Source organism: Pseudoxanthomonas sp. (assembly GCF_002863005.1).
Classification (GTDB): domain Bacteria; phylum Pseudomonadota; class Gammaproteobacteria; order Xanthomonadales; family Xanthomonadaceae; genus Pseudoxanthomonas_A.
In genome coordinates, this window is sequence record NZ_PKDG01000019.1 from 99,743 (window position 1) to 117,785 (window position 18,043).

The window sequence follows — 18,043 nt, forward strand, 5'->3', positions numbered from 1 at the left end:
AGGTAAGCGAGGCGCGCATTTTGAGGACCGGGCAGGGGAATGTCAACGGTTCCTTCGCGTGCCGGTATTCAGGCGAGGTGTACCATCCCCCCATGACCAAGAAAACACAGCGAAGTGGCGGCAAGACGCCCGCCGGGAAGGGAAGCAAGCAGGGCGGAGCGTCCGCCTCCCGTGGCACGGGCCAGGCCGGCAAGCCCGCCAGATCCGGTACTCCGGCAAAGAAGAGCCTGCCGCCCTGGATGCCCGAGGCGGCGCGTTCGCCTTCGCGCGCAGCGGGTGGCACGTCCCCGTCGCGACGCCCCGCCGGTGGGCACGCGCCGCGGACGGGCGGGCGTTTCGTCGACCCGCACGCGCAGCGCGAGGCGCAGCGTTACGAACAGCCCATCGCCAGCCGCGAGGCCATCCTCGGGTTCCTGGAAGCGGCCGAAGGGCCGCAGACGGCAGAGGAAATCGCCGGTCCGCTGGGACTGGATGCACCCGAACGGTTCGATGCGTTGTCCAAGCGCCTGGGTGCGATGGTCCGCGACGGCCAGCTGGTGCAGAACCGGCGCGGCGGCTTCGCGCCCGTGCAGCAGACCGACCTGATCTCCGGCACCGTGATCGCCAACCCGGACGGCTTCGGTTTCCTCCGTCCCGACACGGGCGGCGGCGACGATCTGTTCCTGCCCCCTTACGAAATGCGCAAGGTCATGCATGGCGACCGCGCGCTGGCCAACGTCACCGGCATCGATCGCCGCGGCCGCCGCGAAGGCAGCATCGCGCGCGTGCTGGAACGCGGCGTCACCCGCCTGATCGGCCGATTCGGTTTCGAAGTCGGCATCGCCTACGTGGCGCCGGACGACAAGCGCATCCAGCGCAACGTGCAGATTCCGCAGGACGCGACCGGGGGTGCGCGGGATGGCCAGCTGGTCGTGGTTGAGCTGACCCAGGCGCCAGATGCGCGACGCCCACCCATCGGCAAGGTCATCGCCGTGCTCGGCGACAGCCTGACGCCGTCGCTGGTGGTCGAGGCCGCGATCCATGGCCACAACCTGCCGCACGAATTCCCGCAGGAAGTGCTGGACGAGGCGACGGCGGTGCCGCTGGTCATCGAGCCGTCGATGATCGGCGATCGCGTCGACCTGCGCGACATGCCGCTGGTGACCATCGACGGCGCCGATGCGAAGGACTTCGATGACGCGGTGTATTGCGAAAGCAATCGCCAGGGCCTGCGCATGAAGAACCGCAGCGGCTACCGCCTCGTCGTCGCCATCGCCGATGTCTCGCACTACGTTCGCCCTGGCACGCCGCTGGACGACGAGGCGCAGAAGCGCGCGACGTCGGTGTATTTCCCCGGTTTCGTGGTGCCCATGCTGCCGGAGACGCTGTCCAACGGCATCTGTTCGCTGAATCCGAACGTGGACCGCATGTGCTTCGTCTGCGACATGCAGGTCAACAGCGAGGGTGAGGTCACCCAGTCGAAATTCTACGAAGCCGTGATGCGGTCGCACGCGCGATTGACCTACGACCAGGTTTGGAAGGCCGTCGGTGAGAACGATGCCGAATCGCGCCAGTCGATCGGTGCGTTGCTGCCGCACGTCGAACGCCTGCACGAGCTGTATGGCCTGCTTGCCAAGGCACGAGAGGCACGCGGTGCGATCGAGTTCGAAACCTCGGAAGTCCGCTTCGAGTTGGACAACCGCGGGGAAGTCACCCAGGCCGGCATGCTGCAGCGGAACGATGCGCACAAGCTGATCGAGGAATGCATGATTGCGGCCAACGTCCAGGCGGCCCGATACCTGCTTGGCGCCCATGTTCCGGCGCCGTACCGCGTGCACGACCGGCCGCCGGAATCCAAATACGCCGACCTGCTCGAGTTCCTGAAGGAATTCAAGTTGAGCCTGCCCGCCTGGAGCAAGGTGCAGCCACGCGATTTCACCCAGTTGCTCAAGAAGATCCGCGAGCGCCCGGACGTCGCGCTGCTGGAGTCGGTGGTGCTGCGCAGCCAGAGCCTGGCGGTCTACTCACCGGACAACGCAGGTCACTTCGGCCTGGCGTTGGATGCGTACGCCCATTTCACGTCGCCGATCCGGCGCTACCCCGACCTCCTCGTGCATCGCGCCATCAAGTACGCGCTGACCAAGGGGAAGCCGGAGAAATTCCTGTACTCGCCACACGAAATGGCGGCCCTGTCGCTGCAGTGTTCGGAACGCGCGCGCCGCGCGGACGAAGCGGAGCGCGAAGTCGACGAACGGTATCGCGCGGCATGGATGGAGAAGCACGTCGGCGGCCAGTTCGATGGTGTCATCAGTGGCGTCACCAGCTTTGGCCTGTTCGTGGAACTCGACCAATCCAAGGTCAATGGCCTGGTCCATGTCACCCAGTTGCCGCAGGACTACTACCACTTCGATCCGCTGCGCAAGACATTGTCGGGAGAGCGTCGCGGCATGTCGTTCCGTCTCGGCGATCGCGTGCGCATCATCGTGCTGAAGGCCAGTCTGGAAGAACGCAAGATTGACTTCCGCCTGGTCGAGGACAAGACCAGGGACAGCGGCCTGCCGCCGCCCCCGCCGCGCGGACAACCGGCCAAGCGTATGAAGAAGAAGTATTGATTCAGGTCCGTCGTCCCGGCGAAAGCCGGGACCCAGGGTCTTTTGCTGGCGACGCTGCGAAGTTCACGCAGACGACGGTCGCGACGGAACCAAAGTTGCTGGGTCCCGGCTTTCGCCGGGATGACGGCGTCGGTTCTCGTTTCCCCTGCTTGATGAGGAGCCGCTATGTCCACCCAGACCCACACCGGCGGCTGCCAATGCGGCGCGATCCGCTTCCGCGTCACCGGCGACCTGAAGGACGCCTCCATCTGCCACTGCCGGATGTGCCAGAAAGCCTTCGGTGCGTACTACGCGCCATTGGTGTCCACGCGCGGCGCGGTGCTCGCGTGGACGCGCGGCGAACCGAAGCGCTTCCAGTCCTCGAACGTGGTGCGGCGAGGCTTCTGTGCCACCTGCGGCACGCCGCTGACCTATGAAGCACCGGATGGGGTGGCCGTCGCAGCCGGTGCGTTCGATGATCCGTCCGGGCTGGCGCCCTGGGTGCAGTACGGCGTGGAGGGCAAGCTGCCCTATGTGGATGGGCTGTCCGCCCTGCCGCAGCGGCGCACCGAGGAGGATGAGGCGGCTGCGGCGTTCTTGGCCGGGGTGGTCTCGTTCCAGCATCCGGACCACGACACGGCGGCCTGGCCGCCACGCTGAGCGGGCGGTCGGTGCGATAATGCCGCCCTTTCCAACGCGGCCTTACAGCGCATGAGCAAGCAGAATTCGTGGATCGTCGGCGTCAATGCGGTCGCCTCGGCGGTCGAGAACGACGCCGACAACGTGCGCGAGATCCTGGTCGAAGGCGGCAGCAAGAACGCGCGCCTCACCGAGATCGAGGAGAACGCGCGCCGCAAGGGCATCGACGTGCGCCGCGTCACCGGGCAGGCGCTGGATGGCGTGGCCGGTTCGCTGCGCCACCAGGGCGTCGCCGCACGCTATGCCGCTGCGCCCACTTGGGACGAGAACGAACTGCAGGGGTTGGTGGAGGACGCCGAAGGCAAGGCCCTGCTGTTGGTGCTGGACGGTGTGCAGGATCCGCACAACCTCGGCGCGTGCCTGCGCAGCGCCGCGGCGGCCGGCGTGACCGCGGTGATCATCCCCAAGGACAAGTCGGTCGGCGTCAATGCCACCGTGCGCAAGACCTCGGCGGGCGCGGCGGACCGGATTCCGGTCGTGCAGGTCACCAACCTGTCCCGCTGCCTGCGCGACCTGCAACAGCTCGGCGTATGGATCTACGGCCTGGCCGGCGAGGCTACGGCGTCGCTGTACGCCACCGACCTGCGCGGCAACGTCGCGCTGGCGCTCGGGGGCGAAGCCGACGGCCTGCGCCGCTTGACGCGCGAACACTGCGACGGGCTGGTGAAGATCCCCATGCCGGGCGACATCGAAAGCCTCAACGTGTCGGTCGCTGCCGGCATCACGCTGTTCGAGGCGGTCCGCCAGCGCCAGTAAAGGAGTCCACGTGTCCCGCACGCCGCATCCTCCGTTTCCGCGACTGGTGGCGCTGCTGCTGGGGCTGTCCTCGTTCGCAGCCTTCGCGCAGGACGCGCCGCGCGCTCGCGCGCGCGACCTGGGCGTGGCGCCGGGCATCTTCGCGCCGGGGACGTACAACGCCATTACCGATGTCGCCGGTGTGCGGGTCGGCCAGGTGACGTTGAAGGAGGGCGACAAGGTACGCACGGGCGTCACCGCGATCCTGCCGCACCCCGGCAACGTGTACCGCTCGCGCGTGCCGGCTGCCGTGCACGTCGGCAACGGCTTCGGCAAGTTCATTGGCAGTACCCAGGTCAACGAACTCGGCGAGCTCGAAACCCCCATCCTGCTGACCTGCACCCTGTGCGTATGGAAGGCCGCCGATGCGATGGCGGACTGGATGCTGGCCCGGCCCGACATGCAGCAGGTGCGCTCGCTCAATGTCGTGGTCGGCGAGACCAACGATGGAGGCCTCAACGACATCCGCGCGCGTCCGGTCACGGCCGACGCCGTGCGCCGCGCGCTGGATGACGCCACGAGCGGTGCCGTGCAGGAAGGCAGCGTCGGTGCCGGCACCGGTACGGTGGCGTTCGGCTGGAAGGGCGGCATCGGCACGTCATCGCGCAAGCTGCCTGCGTCGCTGGGCGGCTGGACGGTCGGCGTGCTGGTGCAGAGCAACTTCGGTGGCGTGCTGCAGGTGTCGGGGGCGCCGGTCGGCCGCGAACTGGATCGCTACGCCTTCCAGAAGGCGGTCGCGATGCAGGGCGATGGTCGTCGTGGTCCGGCGGATGATCGTGGCGACGGTTCGATCATCATCGTCATCGCCACCGATGCCCCGCTGGCCGACCGCAACCTGCGCCGCGTCGCGTCGCGCGCGATGATGGGCCTGGGTCGCACGGGCAGCTCCGCATCCAACGGCAGCGGCGACTACGTCCTCGCGTTCTCCACCGCGGAGTCGGTGCGGCGCGCCTTCGATGCGCCCCGGCTGGACACCTCGGAGCTGGCGAACGAGCAGATGAGTGCCGTCTTCCAGGCCAGCGTCGAGGCAGTCGAGGAAGCGATCTACAATTCGCTCTTCATGGCCACCACGGTCAGCGGCAATGGCGAGACCGTCGAGGCCATCCCGCTCGACCGGGTGCGCGAGATCCTCCGGCGGCACGGCATCACCGCACCCAAGAAGTGATGTTCTTCGGTTTCAGTGCACGACGTTGCGAATGAAGCGCAGCGGCGTGTCGCCATCGTTGCGGTAGGCGTAGTCGCGATCGCTCGGGAATACGAAGAAGTCGCCTGCCGCGACGATGTGGTCGCCGTCCGGGAGTTCGACGACCAGATGGCCTTCGATGACGAAGAACATCTCGTGCCAGCCGGCCGGATCGGCCGCCGACACGTAGCGGTCGCCGGGCATCAGTGTCCACGCCCACAGTTCGACATCGTGTGAGGCGGGTGCGGTGGCCAGCAGCACGCCCTGCGAGCCCGGCGTGCGGCCGCTCCAGGCCAAGGCTTCGATACGGTCCAGACCCGGGGCACTCGGCGGCTTCACCAGGTCCGCGAAGGTCACTTTCAGGGCTTCGGCAATGCGGTCGAGGGTGTTGAGGCTGACATTCGCATCGCCGGATTCGATGCCCACCAGCATGCGGCGGGAGACGTCCGCCGCCACCGACAGGGCCTGCTGGCTGAGACCTGCGTCCGTACGCAGGCGGCGAATGTTCTCGGCGACGTGTTCCAGCACACTCATGGGCGGGGTTGCGCACTATATTGCGCATCCGGTAAGCTTAGGTCTGCGCAATATAGTGCGCATTCCTTCCCTTCTTCAAGCGCGGCGCTCCCGGCGCGCGCAGGTCATGCCGTCATGTCGTCCCCGAATTCCCATGCCTCGCTGCATTGGCAGCCGATCGCACTGCTGCTCATCGCCATGCTGTCCATACAGGCGGGCGCGTCGATGGCGAAGGGCCTGTTCCCCGCCGTGGGGGCGACCGGCGCCACGGCGCTGCGGCTGGCGTTGGCGACGGTGATGCTGGTCGCGGTGTTCCGGCCTTGGCGCGCGCGCGTCACCCGCGAGCAGTGGTCGCTGCTGGTGTTCTACGGCGCGTCGCTGGGGCTGATGAACCTGCTGTTCTACAAGTCGCTGGAAACGGTGCCGCTGGGAATCGCGGTCGCACTCGAATTCACGGGTCCGTTGGCCGTGGCGCTGTTTGGCTCGCGCCATCTGCGCGACGTCGTGTGGGTCGTGCTGGCCGTTGCCGGGCTGGTGCTGCTTGTGCCGGAGCAGGGTGCCGAGGCGCTGGATCCCGTGGGAGCGGTCTACGCGCTGGGTGCAGGCGCCTGCTGGGCGATGTACATCGTGTTCGGCCAACGGGCAGGCAATGCGCACGGGCCGCAGACGGTCGCCATCGGCAGCTGCATCGCGGCGGCGGTGGCGCTGCCATTCGGCGTCGCGCATGCCGGTGCTGCGCTGCTGGCGCCAGCGCTGCTGCCCATCGCCCTGGCGGTCGCGCTGCTGTCCACGGCGATCCCCTACAGTCTGGAAATGGTGGCGCTGACGAAGATGCCCACGCGCACTTTCGGCATGCTGATGAGCCTGGAACCGGCCATCGCCGCCCTGTGCGGCCTGCTGTTCCTGCACGAGCGCCTGTCGCTGCTGCAGTGGCTGGCGATCGCGGCGATCATCGTCGCGTCCGCCGGCGCGGCGATGACCTCGCGTCCGCCGGTGCAGACCGCGGCCAACGGTGAAGCGTAGTCAGGCGAGCGAGGCCTGGTAGACCGCCAGGTCGCTGCCGGAGAAACAGCAGAAGATCACCTCGGGCGGCGTGGGCGATGCAGACAATACGGCACGGACAGTGTCGACCGCGACGCGTGCGGCGGATTCCGCGGGATAGCCGAAAATACCGGTACTGATGCAGGGAAAAGCGACGCTGCGCAGGCCGTGCCTTTCCGCCAGCGCCAGGCTGTTGCGGTAGCACGCAGCGAGCAGGGCGGGCTCGCCGTGTCCACCGCCACGCCAGACCGGACCGACGGTATGGTTCACATGGCGTGCCCGCAGGCGATACCCCTGCGTGATCTTCGCTTCGCCAGTGGCGCAGCCGCCGAGCAGTCGGCATTCGTGCACCAGCTCCGGACCCGCCGCGCGATGGATCGCGCCATCCACGCCACCGCCGCCGAGCAGCGAACTGTTCGCCGCATTGACGATGGCGTCGACCTGCAGCGCAGTGATGTCGGCCTGGATCGCAGTCAACCGCATGACGCCGTCCTGTGCGAGGTATCAGCCCAACGGCTTCGGCCACATGTTGGCGATCTTGCAGAACAGGCGCGCGGTCTGTTCGGCGTCGTAGACCGCCGAGTGCGCGTCGTCGGCATTCCAGTCGAAGCCGGCGGCCTGCACGGCGCGGGCGAGCACGGTCTGGCCGTAGGCGACGCCGGCCAGTGTCACCGTGTCGAACACGCTGAAGGGATGGAACGGGTTGCGCTTGTGCGCCACGCGCGCAACGGCGGCATTGAGGAAATTGAGGTCGAAGTGCGCGTTGTGGCCGACCAGGATCGCGCGCTGGCAACCGTGCTTCTTCACCGCCGCGCGCACTGGCGCGAACACGTGGTCCAGCGCCTCCTTCTCCTGCTTGGCGAAGCGGAACGGGTGGTCCAGATCGATGCCGGTGACTTCCAGCGATTTCGGATCGATCTCGGTGCCCGGCGCCGGATGCAGGTGCACGCTCGCGGTTTCGCCACAGACCAGCAGCCCGTTCTCGTCCAGGTCCAGCGGCACCGCGGCCATTTCGAGCAGGGCGTGCCGGTTCCAGTCAAAGCCGCCGGTCTCCACGTCCACCACCACGGGCAGGTAACCGCGGAAGCGGTGGGCCATGGGGGTGATGCGGACGGGTTCGGCAGCGTTTTCCATGCGGGAAAGGGTAGCAGAGGGCGCGGGTGCTTCCTCGGCTGGAAACCCAACGTCGGCCAGGTTTTCTGTAGGAGCGACGTAAGTCGCGACCGTCAACCTGCCACTCGAGTGACAATGAGGGGGCCGCATGAAGGGCGGACGCCATGCCCCGGTTGCTGGCCTGCAGTGATGTCCTGGTCGCCCGTGTCGTGCGGTCGCGACTTGCGTCGTTCCTACAGTGCAGGCGTGCGCGTCCCGAGCACGGTGCCTTCGTCGCGCATGCGCACCAGCATTGCGGCGCCCTGGTCGGCGAAGGCGGGCACGTCGTCGACTCCTGCCTCCGCTGCCAGCTGACGCACCGCATCGCCACCGCTGCGACCGCCTTCGCCCAGCAGTTCGACCAGCCGGTAGACCAGTGGCGAGATCGCCGCGAAGCGCACCTGGTGTTCCGCATCCCGACGCACGAGCAGCAGCGTCGGTTCGACCGGCGGCGCATCGGGCTGGAAGTCCGGACCGATCCGGTGCACCGGCCATTGGTAGGCCAGCGCCCACGCGAAGGGCGAGACCACCGGTTCGCCCGTCAGCAGGTCGGCGTGCGGGTCATGCGCTGGCACGGGATCGTCGGCGATCTGCAGCGCCAGCTCGACCCATTCGTAGTGCGCGAGTTCGCGCAGCCAAGGGGGCAGGTCGTCGTCGCGCGTTTCCAGGTAGCGGATGAATTCGCGCGCGATCTCCGGGAACAGCGGGGTATGGCTACGGTGGTCGGCGTAGAAGCGGCGCACCAGCACGCGCCATGCGTCCTCGCCCAGCGTCTTCCGGATCACCGGGAAGTTGCCGGCCAGCAGGGCTTCGATGTTGTTGAAGAACAGGTCGCGGTAGATCGCCAGCCGGCGCGCTTCGATGCCGGGCGGCGGCGGATGCGAGGACGGATCACGCAGGTGGCGCGACAACGCGAACTGCATGTCGTGCAGGGGGTCAGCCATGCGTCGCCCGCGCCGCTGTGCCAGGAAGATGCAGCGCCTGCAGGGCGCGGATGCGCTGCAGTTCGACACACAGCTCGGCCAGCGGCGGGAAGTTGAAGTCGCGCTCCAGCAGCGTGGGGCGCACGCCATGCGTGGCATAGGCTTGCGACAGCAGCGCCCACACGTCGTCCTTCACCGGGGCGCCATGCGTATCGACCTTCAGGTCGTCGGCTTCGTCATAGTGGCCGGCGATGTGGTACGACGCGATCCGCGCCGACGGCATGCGCGTGAGGAAGGCGCATGCGTCATAGCCGTGGTTGATGGCGTTGACGAATACGTTGTTGACGTCGAGCAGCAGGTCGCAGTCGGCCTCATCGAGCACTGCGGTGATGAAGTCGACTTCATCCATCGCCTGGTAGGGCGCGGCGTAGTAGGAGACGTTCTCGACCGCGATCCGCCGACCCAGCGCGTCCTGTGCGTGGCGGATGCGCGCGGCGACGTGATGCACCGCCTCCTCGGTGAACGGGATCGGCATCAGGTCGTACAGATGGCCGTCGTCGGTGCAGTAGCTGAGGTGTTCGCTGTAGAGCACCACCCGGTATTCGTCCAGGAAGCGCCGCGTGCGCGCGAGGAACGTATCGTCCAGCGGCGCCGTGCCGCCCAGCGACAGCGACAGTCCGTGGCAGGTGATCGGATACTGCGAGGCCAGGGTCTTCAACGCATCGCCGTAGCGTCCACCCACCCCCAGCCAATTGTCCGGCGCGCATTCGAGGAAGTCGAACGCCCCGGCCGGCGCGGCCAGCAGTTCGTCCAGCAGGGCGCGGCGCAGGCCCAGGCCGGCGGAGGCGGGAGGAAGGGTGATCATGCGGATGCAAGCGCAGGCCCCGGCGCAACGCCGGGGCCTGCTTCGGACTTACTTGGTCTCGCCGGCCTTCTTGGTGCCGCCGCACTTGCCCTCGCCACACTTGCCTTCACCGCACTTGCCCTCGGCGCCCTTGGCGCCGGCATGGGCCTTGTGCTCGGCGGCATCGATGAAGCCGTCCTTGTTGGTGTCGATCTCGGCGAATTTCGCGGCCTTGTCGGGATGGGCTGCGTTGAATTCGGCTTGCGAGACCTTGCCGTCCTTGTCGGTGTCGGCCTTGGCCATGCCGCACTTGCCTTCGCCGCACTTGCCTTCGGCCGCCTTCGCCGCTTCCTGGCCCGCCAGCAGGTAACCCTGCGAAAGCGGCTCCATCGCGAACGCGGAACCGGTCAGGGCGAGGCCTCCGGCCAGGGCAATGGCGACCGCGGCAGGCTTGTTCGTCTTGGACATCGTCATGCTCTCCAGTGAGGTGCGGCGGAGCCGCACGGGAAGTGGCGACAGTGTAGACGCAGTCCGTTAGCCGGCCGTATGCATGCCCGGAAACGCCCGCGCCCCGCGTGGAAGCGGGGCGCGGGGGTGCTGCGGTGCGGAAATCTCAGACCGCGCCGGTGGTGCTGGTCTCGTCGCGCTTGTCGCGGGGCGGCAAGGGCTGTTCGCCGTGCACGAGGAACCAGATGTTCTCGGCGATGTTGGTGGCGTGGTCGCCGATGCGCTCCAGGTTCTTCGCCATGAACAGCAGGTGCGTGCACGGCGTGATGTTGCGCGGGTCTTCCATCATGTAGGTCAGCAGTTCGCGGAACAGGGCGGTGTAGTGCGCGTCGAGTTCGGCGTCGCGCTCGCGCACCTGCACGGCCCGGTCCGCATCGCCATTCTGGTAGGCGACCAGCACGTCGCGCACCTGGCGGGCGGCCAGCTTGCCGAGCGCGCGCAGGCCGGTGATCTGTGGCATCGGCGGCGACACATTGAGCGCGATGGAACGCTTGGCGACATTGGCCGCGTAATCGCCGATGCGCTCGATGTCGGCGGGGATGCGCAGGCCGGCGAGGATCTCGCGCAGGTCGCGCGCCATCGGGCCACGCAGCGCCAGGTGCATCACGTCGTGGCTGACCTGGTGCTCGATGGCGTCGATGGCCTCGTCGTTGGCGATGATGCGCTGCGCGGCCTTGTCGTCGCGGCGCTCGACCACGTCCAGCGCGGCCTCCAGCTGGGCGACGGCGGTCTCGCCCATGCGCACGATCTCCGCCACGATGCGGCGCTGTTCTTCGTCGTAGCTCTTCACGATATGGTCGTTGGGTTGGGTGTTCATGGGCGTCCTCAGCCGAACCTGCCGGTGATGTAGTCTTCCGTCTGCTGCTTGCCGGGGTTGGAGAAGATCGTCGAGGTGACGTCGTGCTCCACCAGCTCGCCCAGGTACATGAAGGCGGTGTAGTCGGATACGCGCGCGGCCTGCTGCATGTTGTGGGTGACGATGGCGATGGTGTACTGGTGCTTCAGCTCTTCGATCAGCTGCTCGATCTTGCTGGTCGAGATGGGGTCCAGCGCGGAGGTCGGTTCGTCCAGCAGGATCACGTCCGGACGAAGTGCCACCGCGCGTGCGATGCACAGGCGCTGCTGCTGGCCGCCCGACAGGCCCAGCGCGCTCTGCTTCAGCTTGTCCTTGGCTTCTTCCCACAGCGCGGCCTGGCGCAGCGCCTGTTCCACGCGCACGTCCATGTCGGCCTTGTTGAGGCGTTCGTGGTGGCGGATGCCGTAGGCGACGTTCTCGTAGATCGTCATCGGGAACGGCACCGGCTTCTGGAACACCATGCCCACCTTGCTGCGCAGGCGGTTCATCGGATACCGGGCATCGAGGATGTTCTCGCCGTCCAGCAGTACATCGCCCGTGGCGCGCAGCTTGGGGTACAGCGAGTAGATGCGGTTGAACACGCGCAACAGGGTCGACTTGCCGCAGCCGGACGGACCGATCAGCGCGGTCACGCGCTTTTCGGGGATTTCGAGGTTGATGTTCTTCAGCGCATGGAAATCGCCGTAGTAGAAGTCCAGGCCCTTGGCAGCCAGTTTCACGCTGGCGGTCGCGGCGTGTTCGTCGTGGCGCTGCGGCGTCACCACGGCGATGCGGGCGGCGTCATTCATGGGTCACCTTGTTTCGAAGAAGGATGGTTCGGGCGATCAGGCTGAGCACCAGCACCATGCCGGTGACGAGGAAGGCGCCTGCCCAGGCCAGCGAGTTCCAGGAGTCGTACGGGCTCATCGCGTACTGGAAGATGACCATGGGCAGGTTGGCCATCGACTGGTTGAGATCCGTGCTCCAGAACTGGTTGTTGAAGGCGGTGAACAGCAGCGGCGCGGTCTCGCCGCTGATGCGTGCCAGCGCCAGCAGGATGCCGGTGACGATGCCCGGCAGCGCGGATCGCATCAGCACCTGGGTGGTGACCTTCCACTGCGGCACGCCCAGCGACAGCGCGGCCTCGCGCATCTGCTGCGGTACCAGCCGCAGCATTTCGTCGGTGGTGCGCACGATCACCGGCAACGCGATGAACGCCAGCGCGACGGCGCCGGCCCATGCCGAGTAGTGGCCCATCTGCGCCACCATCACGGTGTAGATGAAGAGGCCCAGCACGATCGACGGTGCCGACAGCAGGATGTCGTTGACGAAGCGGACCGTTTCGCCCAGCCAGTGCTTGTTGGCGTACTCGGCCAGGTAGGTGCCCGCGGCGATGCCGATGGGCGTGCCCAGCACGATGGCCAGCAGGCTCATCACCACGCTGCCGAACAGCGCGTTGGCCAGGCCGCCGGGTTCGTTCGGCGGCGGCGTCATCTGGGTGAACAAATCCAGGTTCAGGCTGCCCATGCCCTTGGTGATCGTGGTCCACAGGATCCAGACCAGCCACATCAGGCCGAAGATGGCCGCGGCGATCGACAGCGTCAGGGCGACGGCGTTCTTGACCTTGCGGAACGTGTACAGGGACGCGGACATCAGTTGCCCTCGCGCTTGGCCAGCTGGCGCAGCATCAGGCGGGCGACGGCCAGCACGATGAAGGTCAGCAGGAACAGGGTGAAGCCGAGCAGCAGCAGCGATCCCTTGTGCAGCGGGTCGGTGGCTTCGGCGAATTCGTTGGCGATGGTGGAGGCGATGGAGGTGCCGGGCTCCAGCAGAGCGGCGCTGATCGTGTAGGCGTTGCCGATGACGAACGTCACCGCCATGGTCTCGCCGAGGGCGCGGCCCAGGCCCAGGAAGACGCCGCCGATCACGGCCGAGCGCGTATACGGCAGCACCACGTCCCACACGACCTCCCATTTCGTGGAACCCAGCGCGTACGCCGATTCCTTCAGTCGGCCCGGGACCGTCAGGAAGACCTCGCGCATCACCGACGACACGAACGGGATCACCATGATCGCCAGTACCAGCCCTGCGGTCAGCATGCCGATGCCCAGCGGCGGACCCGAAAGCACCGCGCCGACGAGCGGCAGCTGGCCGAGGTTGTCGTTGATCCACGGATAGACGTGTTCGCTCAACTGCGGCGCCAGCACGAAGAGGCCCCACATGCCGTAGATGATCGAAGGGATGCCGGCCAGCAGTTCGATCGCCATGCCCACCGGTCCGCGCATCCAGGCCGGTGCCACTTCGGTCAGGAACACCGCGATGCCGAAACTCACCGGCACCGCGATCAGCATGGCCACGCCGGCACTGACCAGCGTGCCGAACACCGGCACCAGCGCGCCGAACTCGCGCGTACCCACGTTCCATTCGGTACTGGTGAAGAAGCCCAGGCCGAAGGTCTGCAGCGCTTCGCGCCCGCCCCACAGCATCGAAAGCGCGGCAGCGATGAGCGAAATCAGGACGAACATGCCGGCGCCGGTCAGCGTCAGCCGGAACAGCCTGTCGGCGCGCGCGTCTTTCGCGGTACGCACGTCCGTCAGTGAGGCGGGGAGGGCGGTGGCGTTCATGCAACCCGGGGAGTGGGGAAGGGGCGGGGTGACGCGGGAGGCGCTAGTGCACGGTGATGCGGTTACCGCGTGATGACAGCGGGCCGCCCCTCGGGACGGCCCACCGCACGATCTGCATCAGAGCTTGATCTCGGTGCTCCAGTACTGCTCGATCTGGCCGACCAGCTCCGGCGGCAGCGGCACGTAGTCCAGTTCGTTGGCCTGCGCCTGGCCCTGCTCGTAGGCCCACTTGAAGAAGTCCAGCGTGTGCTTGGCCTTGGCCGCATCCTTGGGCTGTTTGTAGACCAGGATGAAGTTGGTCGCGGTGATCGGCCACGCCTGTTCGCCCGGCGCGTTGGTGATGACCAGGTTGAAGTCCTTGGCGCTGGCCCAGTCGGCGCTGGCCGCGGCGGCGGCGAAGCTCTCCGGGGTGGGCTTCACGAACTGGCCGGCGGCGTTCTGCAGCGACGCGTACGACATGTTGTTCTGCTCGGCATAGGCCAGTTCGACGTAGCCGATGGAGCCCTTCAGCTGGCGCACGTAGGCGGCAACGCCTTCGTTGCCCTTGCCGCCGACACCGCCCGGCCAGTTGACCGAGGTGCCTTCGCCGACCTTCGACTTCCATTCGGGACTGACCTTGGACAGGTAGTTGACGAAGTTGAAAGTGGTGCCCGATCCGTCGGAGCGGTGCACGGTGTTGATCTTGCCGGCGGGCAGGGCCACGCCCGGATTCAGCGCGACGATCGCCGGATCGTTCCAGGTGGTGATCTTGTGCAGGAAGATGTCGGCCAGGACGGCGCCATTGAGCTTCAGCTGGCCCGGCTGCAGGCCTTCCACGTTGATGACCGGCACCACGCCGCCGATGACCGACGGGAACTGGGCCAGGCCGGCCTGCGCCAGCTCTTCCGAAGAGAGCGGCTTGTCGGACGAACCGAAATCGACGGTCGCCGCCTTGATCTGCGCGATGCCGCCGCCGGAGCCGATCGACTGGTAGTTGATCTTGGCGCCGGTGGTCTTGTTGTAGTCCGTGGACCAGCGCGCCATCAGCGGGTAGATGAACGATGCGCCCGCGCCGGTCAGCTCGGCGGAGATCTGCTGGGACCCGCTGGCGGCCGGTGCGGCGGCATCGCCGCTGGCCGACGGGGCCGGTGCATCGGTCTTGCCATCGCAGGCCGTGGCAAGGAAGGCGGTGGCCAGGGCCAGCGTGGCCAGGCGGGCAGTGCGGATAGGCATGGGCTCTCCAGACAGGTCGTGTGTGATCCCGGCTATGAAATGATGTTTTTGTTACAGCGTGATGACATCGCCATCTCGCGCTGTCATGCGACGCGCGGCGCGGGCGCCGGGAAAAGAAAACGGGCCCGAAGGCCCGTCGGGGTAGCGCCGCGCGGGAGGGTCGCGGCGCCGGTGCCGGCACGGGGGAGAGACCGTGCCGGCGGGGTGCGATCAGTACTTCAGGTTGGCCTTCCAGTACGTCTCGATCTGCTGCACCAGCGCCGGCGGCAGCGGCACGTAGTCGAGCGACTTGGCCTGGGCGTCGCCATTGGCGTAGACCCAGCGGAAGAAGTCGCGGGCGTCCTTGTTGCCCTTCTTCGGCGCCTTGTACATCAGGATGAAGTTGGTGGCGGTGATCGGCCAGGAGTTCGCACCGGGCGCATTCGTCATGACCAGGTAGAAGTCCTTGGACTTGGCCCACTCGGCGCTGGCGGCGGCGGCGGCGAAGGTCTCGTCGCTGGGCTGCACGAAGTTGCCGGAGGCGTTCTTCAGGCTGGCGTAGGCCATCTTGTTCTGCAGCGCATACGACAGTTCGACGTAACCGATGCCGCCCTTGATCTGCTTCACGTAGGCGGCCACGCCTTCGTTGCCCTTGCCGCCCACGCCGGTCGGCCACTGCACGGTGGTGCCTTCGCCCACCTTGGTCTTCCACTCCGGGCTGACCTTGGACAGGTAGTTGACGAAGTTGAAGGTGGTGCCCGAGCCGTCCGAGCGACGGACCACGGTGATGCGCTGCGCCGGCAGGGTCAGGCCCGGGTTCAGGGCGGCGATGGCGGGGTCGTTCCAGGTCTTGATGGTGCCCAGGAAGATGTTGGCGAGCGTCGGGCCGTCCAGCTTCAGCTGGCCGGGCTTCAGGCCGGCGACGTTCAGCACCGGCACCACGCCGCCGATCACCGACGGGAACTGGGCCAGGCCGTACTTGGCCAGCTCTTCCGGCTTCAGCGGCGCGTCGGACGAACCGAAATCCACCGTGCCGGCCTTGATCTGCGCGATGCCGCCGCCCGAACCGATCGACTGGTAGTTCACGCGGTTGTTGGTGGCCTTGGCGTAGTCGGCGGACCACTTGGTCATCACCGGATACACGAACGACGCGCCAGCGCCGGTCACGTCGGCGGCGAACGCCTGCGCCGAGAAGGCCGAGGCGAGCGCGAGCAGCGCGACGCGGGATTTGATCGAGTTAAGCACGGAAATCTCCTGGGAGAAGGCAGGGTGGAAGGACGGGCATGCCCGTTGGGTGGCCATTCCACGACGTTTGTGTGACAGCCCGGTGTCGGCATTGCGACAGTCGCGTGACGCTGGGCGGCCTCCGCACCTCCAGGCCGGGATGGCATCGATGCGGGCAAGGGCCGAAGGTGGGGATGCGCCGGCGATGTCGATCCAATCTGCCTCTGAAGGCGCGATACATATAGATGCATCGCCTTCGAGCCGGGATCACCTGGGGGCCACGGCGCCGCTGTCACACATCGGTCATGAAACTCACATGTGACTGCAAGATTTCACTCCCATCCTTTAGCGCATCTTTGACGGGCGCTTAATGATTTCCGAAGGTGATCTCGGAAACGAAGCGGGTCGCCCACGAAGCCTGCGCTTTCACTTCCCATTCCACTCGGAGAGTCACCATGCGTTATTCCCTCCTGGCCGCCGCGCTTGCCGTCGCCATGGGCAGCACCAGCTTCTCGGCGTCCGCCGCCGACTCCCGCGATCAGACGATCGCCGAACTGAAGGCGCAGCTGGAAGCGCTGTCGGCCAAGGTGGCCGAGCTGGAAGAGCGCACCGACGCGCAGTCCGACGTGAACCTGGACACGGCGGCGCAGCTCGACAAGATCACCACCGGCTCTCCGAAGATCGACACCAAGGGCGGCGTCAAGGTGACCTCGGCCGACGGCAAGTTCGAGGCCAGCATCGGCGGCCGCATCCACTTCGACACCTACGCGTTCGATCGCGACATCGCCAGCACCACCGGCACGACCGAATTCCGCCGCGCGCGCCTGACCCTGTCCGGCAAGGCCTACGGCTGGGAATACAAGATGGAGCAGGACTTCGGCGCCGGCACCAACCTCGACGGCCTGCGCGATGCCTACATCGCCAAGTCCGCGCTCGGCGGCAAGTTCACCATCGGCCACTTCAAGCCCTACCGTGCGATGGAGGAACTGACCAGCTCCAACGAACTGCTGACGATGGAGCGGCCGTTCTCTTCCGCCACCGGCCTGTTCTCCGGCCGCCAGTTCCAGCAGGGCGTCGGTTACCTGCGCGCCGGCGAGAACTACACCGCCGGGCTGAGCGTGTTCAACCTGCGCGGCGCGGCCGCCACGCGCAACGAAGGCACCGGTGCCGCCGGCCGCGTGACCTGGGCCCCGATCAACAACGACAACAACACCTTGCACTTCGGTGCGTGGTACAGCACCGAGAACAACAACCTCGGTTCGGCCGACCTGGTCGCCACCTCGAACTACGCCGGACGTCGCGGTCCGTCGCAGGTGATCGCCACAACGACCGGCGCCAGCCGCAACACCGTCGACGTGATGGCGGTGGAAGCCGCCGGTTCGTTCGGCCCGGCCTTCTTCCAGGCCGAGTACGCCGATGCGACCTTCGGCCAGCCGCTGGGCCGCGACCAGGATGTGACCACGTACTACGTGCAGGGCAGCTTCATGCTCAACGGCGGCCACAAGCCGTACAAGGGCGCCACCGGCGTGTTCGGTTCGCCGAAGGTCGCCGACAAGGGTTTGTGGGAACTGACCGGCCGCTACGACTATGTCGAGAACGAAACGCTGAACCGCGAAGTCACCAGCTGGATCCTCGGCGTGAACTACTACGTCAATCCGAACCTGCGCTTCATGTTCAACTACACGCAGGGCGACAACGAAGTCACCGGCGACGAGACCGCCCAGTACGCGCTGCGCACGCAGTTCGCCTGGTAAGACCGTCGCGCGGCCATGTCCGCGACCGCGTGAACGCAGGGCCCGGGATCGTCTCCCGGGCCTTGTCGTTTCTGGAGCGGAGATGCCGGCGACCATGACCATTGGCAGGGGGCCGTCACGCACGGGGCGGCGACACTGGCGGTGGCACCCAGGCACGGCCGGGTCGCCGAGGGATGGGGATCCTTTTC

General features: G+C 67.0%; 18 protein-coding genes. 6 read left to right on the plus strand and 12 right to left on the minus strand.

The annotated features are described in order from the left end of the window. Positions 1 to 92: 92 nt before the first annotated feature. The 4 genes from rnr to CYU89_RS09450 all read left to right on the plus strand — a co-directional run bounded on the left by rnr (position 93) and on the right by CYU89_RS09450 (position 5,229). Positions 93 to 2,591: a ribonuclease R gene (rnr, locus tag CYU89_RS09435; RefSeq protein WP_296280414.1), complete on the plus strand. Its 2,499-nt coding sequence runs from the start codon at positions 93 to 95 to the stop codon at positions 2,589 to 2,591. A gap of 165 nt (positions 2,592 to 2,756) precedes the next feature. Continuing rightward, positions 2,757 to 3,230: a GFA family protein gene (locus tag CYU89_RS09440; RefSeq protein WP_296280415.1), complete on the plus strand. Its 474-nt coding sequence runs from the start codon at positions 2,757 to 2,759 to the stop codon at positions 3,228 to 3,230. Positions 3,231 to 3,281: 51 nt separating this feature from the next. Continuing rightward, positions 3,282 to 4,025: a 23S rRNA (guanosine(2251)-2'-O)-methyltransferase RlmB gene (rlmB, locus tag CYU89_RS09445; RefSeq protein ID WP_296280416.1), complete on the plus strand. Its 744-nt coding sequence runs from the start codon at positions 3,282 to 3,284 to the stop codon at positions 4,023 to 4,025. A 10-nt stretch (positions 4,026 to 4,035) separates the two neighbouring features. Next, positions 4,036 to 5,229 (plus strand): P1 family peptidase, encoded by a 1,194-nt coding sequence (locus tag CYU89_RS09450; RefSeq protein ID WP_296280417.1) that lies wholly within the window; start codon positions 4,036 to 4,038, stop codon positions 5,227 to 5,229. A gap of 12 nt (positions 5,230 to 5,241) precedes the next feature. On the opposite strand, the gene CYU89_RS09455 is transcribed toward CYU89_RS09450, so the two are convergent. Next, positions 5,242 to 5,781 carry an XRE family transcriptional regulator gene (locus tag CYU89_RS09455; protein ID WP_296280418.1) on the minus strand — a complete coding sequence of 180 codons (540 nt, stop codon included), beginning with the start codon at positions 5,779 to 5,781 and terminating at the stop codon, positions 5,242 to 5,244. A 114-nt stretch (positions 5,782 to 5,895) separates the two neighbouring features. On the opposite strand from CYU89_RS09455, the gene rhtA reads away from it, so the two are divergent. After that, a complete protein-coding gene (rhtA, locus tag CYU89_RS09460) occupies positions 5,896 to 6,783 on the plus strand; it encodes a threonine/homoserine exporter RhtA (RefSeq protein ID WP_296280419.1) in 888 nt (295 codons plus the stop codon). Here rhtA and CYU89_RS09465 read toward each other — a convergent pair whose 3' ends face one another. The 11 genes from CYU89_RS09465 to pstS (CYU89_RS09515) all read right to left on the minus strand — a co-directional run bounded on the left by CYU89_RS09465 (position 6,784) and on the right by pstS (CYU89_RS09515) (position 16,122). Next, positions 6,784 to 7,284: an O-acetyl-ADP-ribose deacetylase gene (locus CYU89_RS09465; RefSeq protein WP_296280420.1), complete on the minus strand. Its 501-nt coding sequence runs from the start codon at positions 7,282 to 7,284 to the stop codon at positions 6,784 to 6,786. Positions 7,285 to 7,305: 21 nt separating this feature from the next. Further along, a complete protein-coding gene (rnt, locus tag CYU89_RS09470) occupies positions 7,306 to 7,935 on the minus strand; it encodes a ribonuclease T (RefSeq protein WP_296280421.1) in 630 nt (209 codons plus the stop codon). A 212-nt stretch (positions 7,936 to 8,147) separates the two neighbouring features. Then, the gene (locus CYU89_RS09475; RefSeq protein WP_296280422.1) at positions 8,148 to 8,897 is read right to left on the minus strand and encodes a putative DNA-binding domain-containing protein; all 750 of its coding nucleotides are present in this window, start codon (positions 8,895 to 8,897) and stop codon (positions 8,148 to 8,150) included. Further along, a complete protein-coding gene (locus CYU89_RS09480; RefSeq protein ID WP_296280424.1) occupies positions 8,890 to 9,741 on the minus strand; it encodes a DUF692 domain-containing protein in 852 nt (283 codons plus the stop codon). The genes CYU89_RS09475 and CYU89_RS09480 overlap by 8 nt, the downstream gene beginning before the upstream one ends. 48 nt (positions 9,742 to 9,789) lie before the next feature. Next, positions 9,790 to 10,188 (minus strand): hypothetical protein, encoded by a 399-nt coding sequence (locus CYU89_RS09485; protein WP_296280426.1) that lies wholly within the window; start codon positions 10,186 to 10,188, stop codon positions 9,790 to 9,792. Positions 10,189 to 10,333: 145 nt separating this feature from the next. Then, a complete protein-coding gene (gene phoU, locus CYU89_RS09490) occupies positions 10,334 to 11,044 on the minus strand; it encodes a phosphate signaling complex protein PhoU (protein ID WP_296280428.1) in 711 nt (236 codons plus the stop codon). Between the two features lie 8 nt (positions 11,045 to 11,052). Continuing rightward, a complete protein-coding gene (gene pstB, locus CYU89_RS09495) occupies positions 11,053 to 11,871 on the minus strand; it encodes a phosphate ABC transporter ATP-binding protein PstB (protein WP_296280430.1) in 819 nt (272 codons plus the stop codon). Next, positions 11,864 to 12,715: a phosphate ABC transporter permease PstA gene (pstA, locus tag CYU89_RS09500; protein WP_296280432.1), complete on the minus strand. Its 852-nt coding sequence runs from the start codon at positions 12,713 to 12,715 to the stop codon at positions 11,864 to 11,866. The genes pstB and pstA overlap by 8 nt, the downstream gene beginning before the upstream one ends. Beyond that, a complete protein-coding gene (gene pstC, locus CYU89_RS09505) occupies positions 12,715 to 13,686 on the minus strand; it encodes a phosphate ABC transporter permease subunit PstC (RefSeq protein ID WP_296280433.1) in 972 nt (323 codons plus the stop codon). The genes pstA and pstC overlap by 1 nt, the downstream gene beginning before the upstream one ends. Before the next feature lie 117 nt (positions 13,687 to 13,803). Then, positions 13,804 to 14,898 (minus strand): phosphate ABC transporter substrate-binding protein PstS, encoded by a 1,095-nt coding sequence (pstS, locus tag CYU89_RS09510; RefSeq protein WP_296280434.1) that lies wholly within the window; start codon positions 14,896 to 14,898, stop codon positions 13,804 to 13,806. A 210-nt stretch (positions 14,899 to 15,108) separates the two neighbouring features. Beyond that, on the minus strand, positions 15,109 to 16,122 hold the full coding sequence (gene pstS / locus CYU89_RS09515; RefSeq protein WP_296280435.1) for a phosphate ABC transporter substrate-binding protein PstS: 1,014 nt from the start codon (positions 16,120 to 16,122) through the stop codon (positions 15,109 to 15,111). A 434-nt stretch (positions 16,123 to 16,556) separates the two neighbouring features. On the opposite strand from pstS (CYU89_RS09515), the gene CYU89_RS09520 reads away from it, so the two are divergent. After that, a complete protein-coding gene (locus tag CYU89_RS09520) occupies positions 16,557 to 17,855 on the plus strand; it encodes a porin (protein ID WP_296280436.1) in 1,299 nt (432 codons plus the stop codon). Positions 17,856 to 18,043 lie beyond the last annotated feature (188 nt).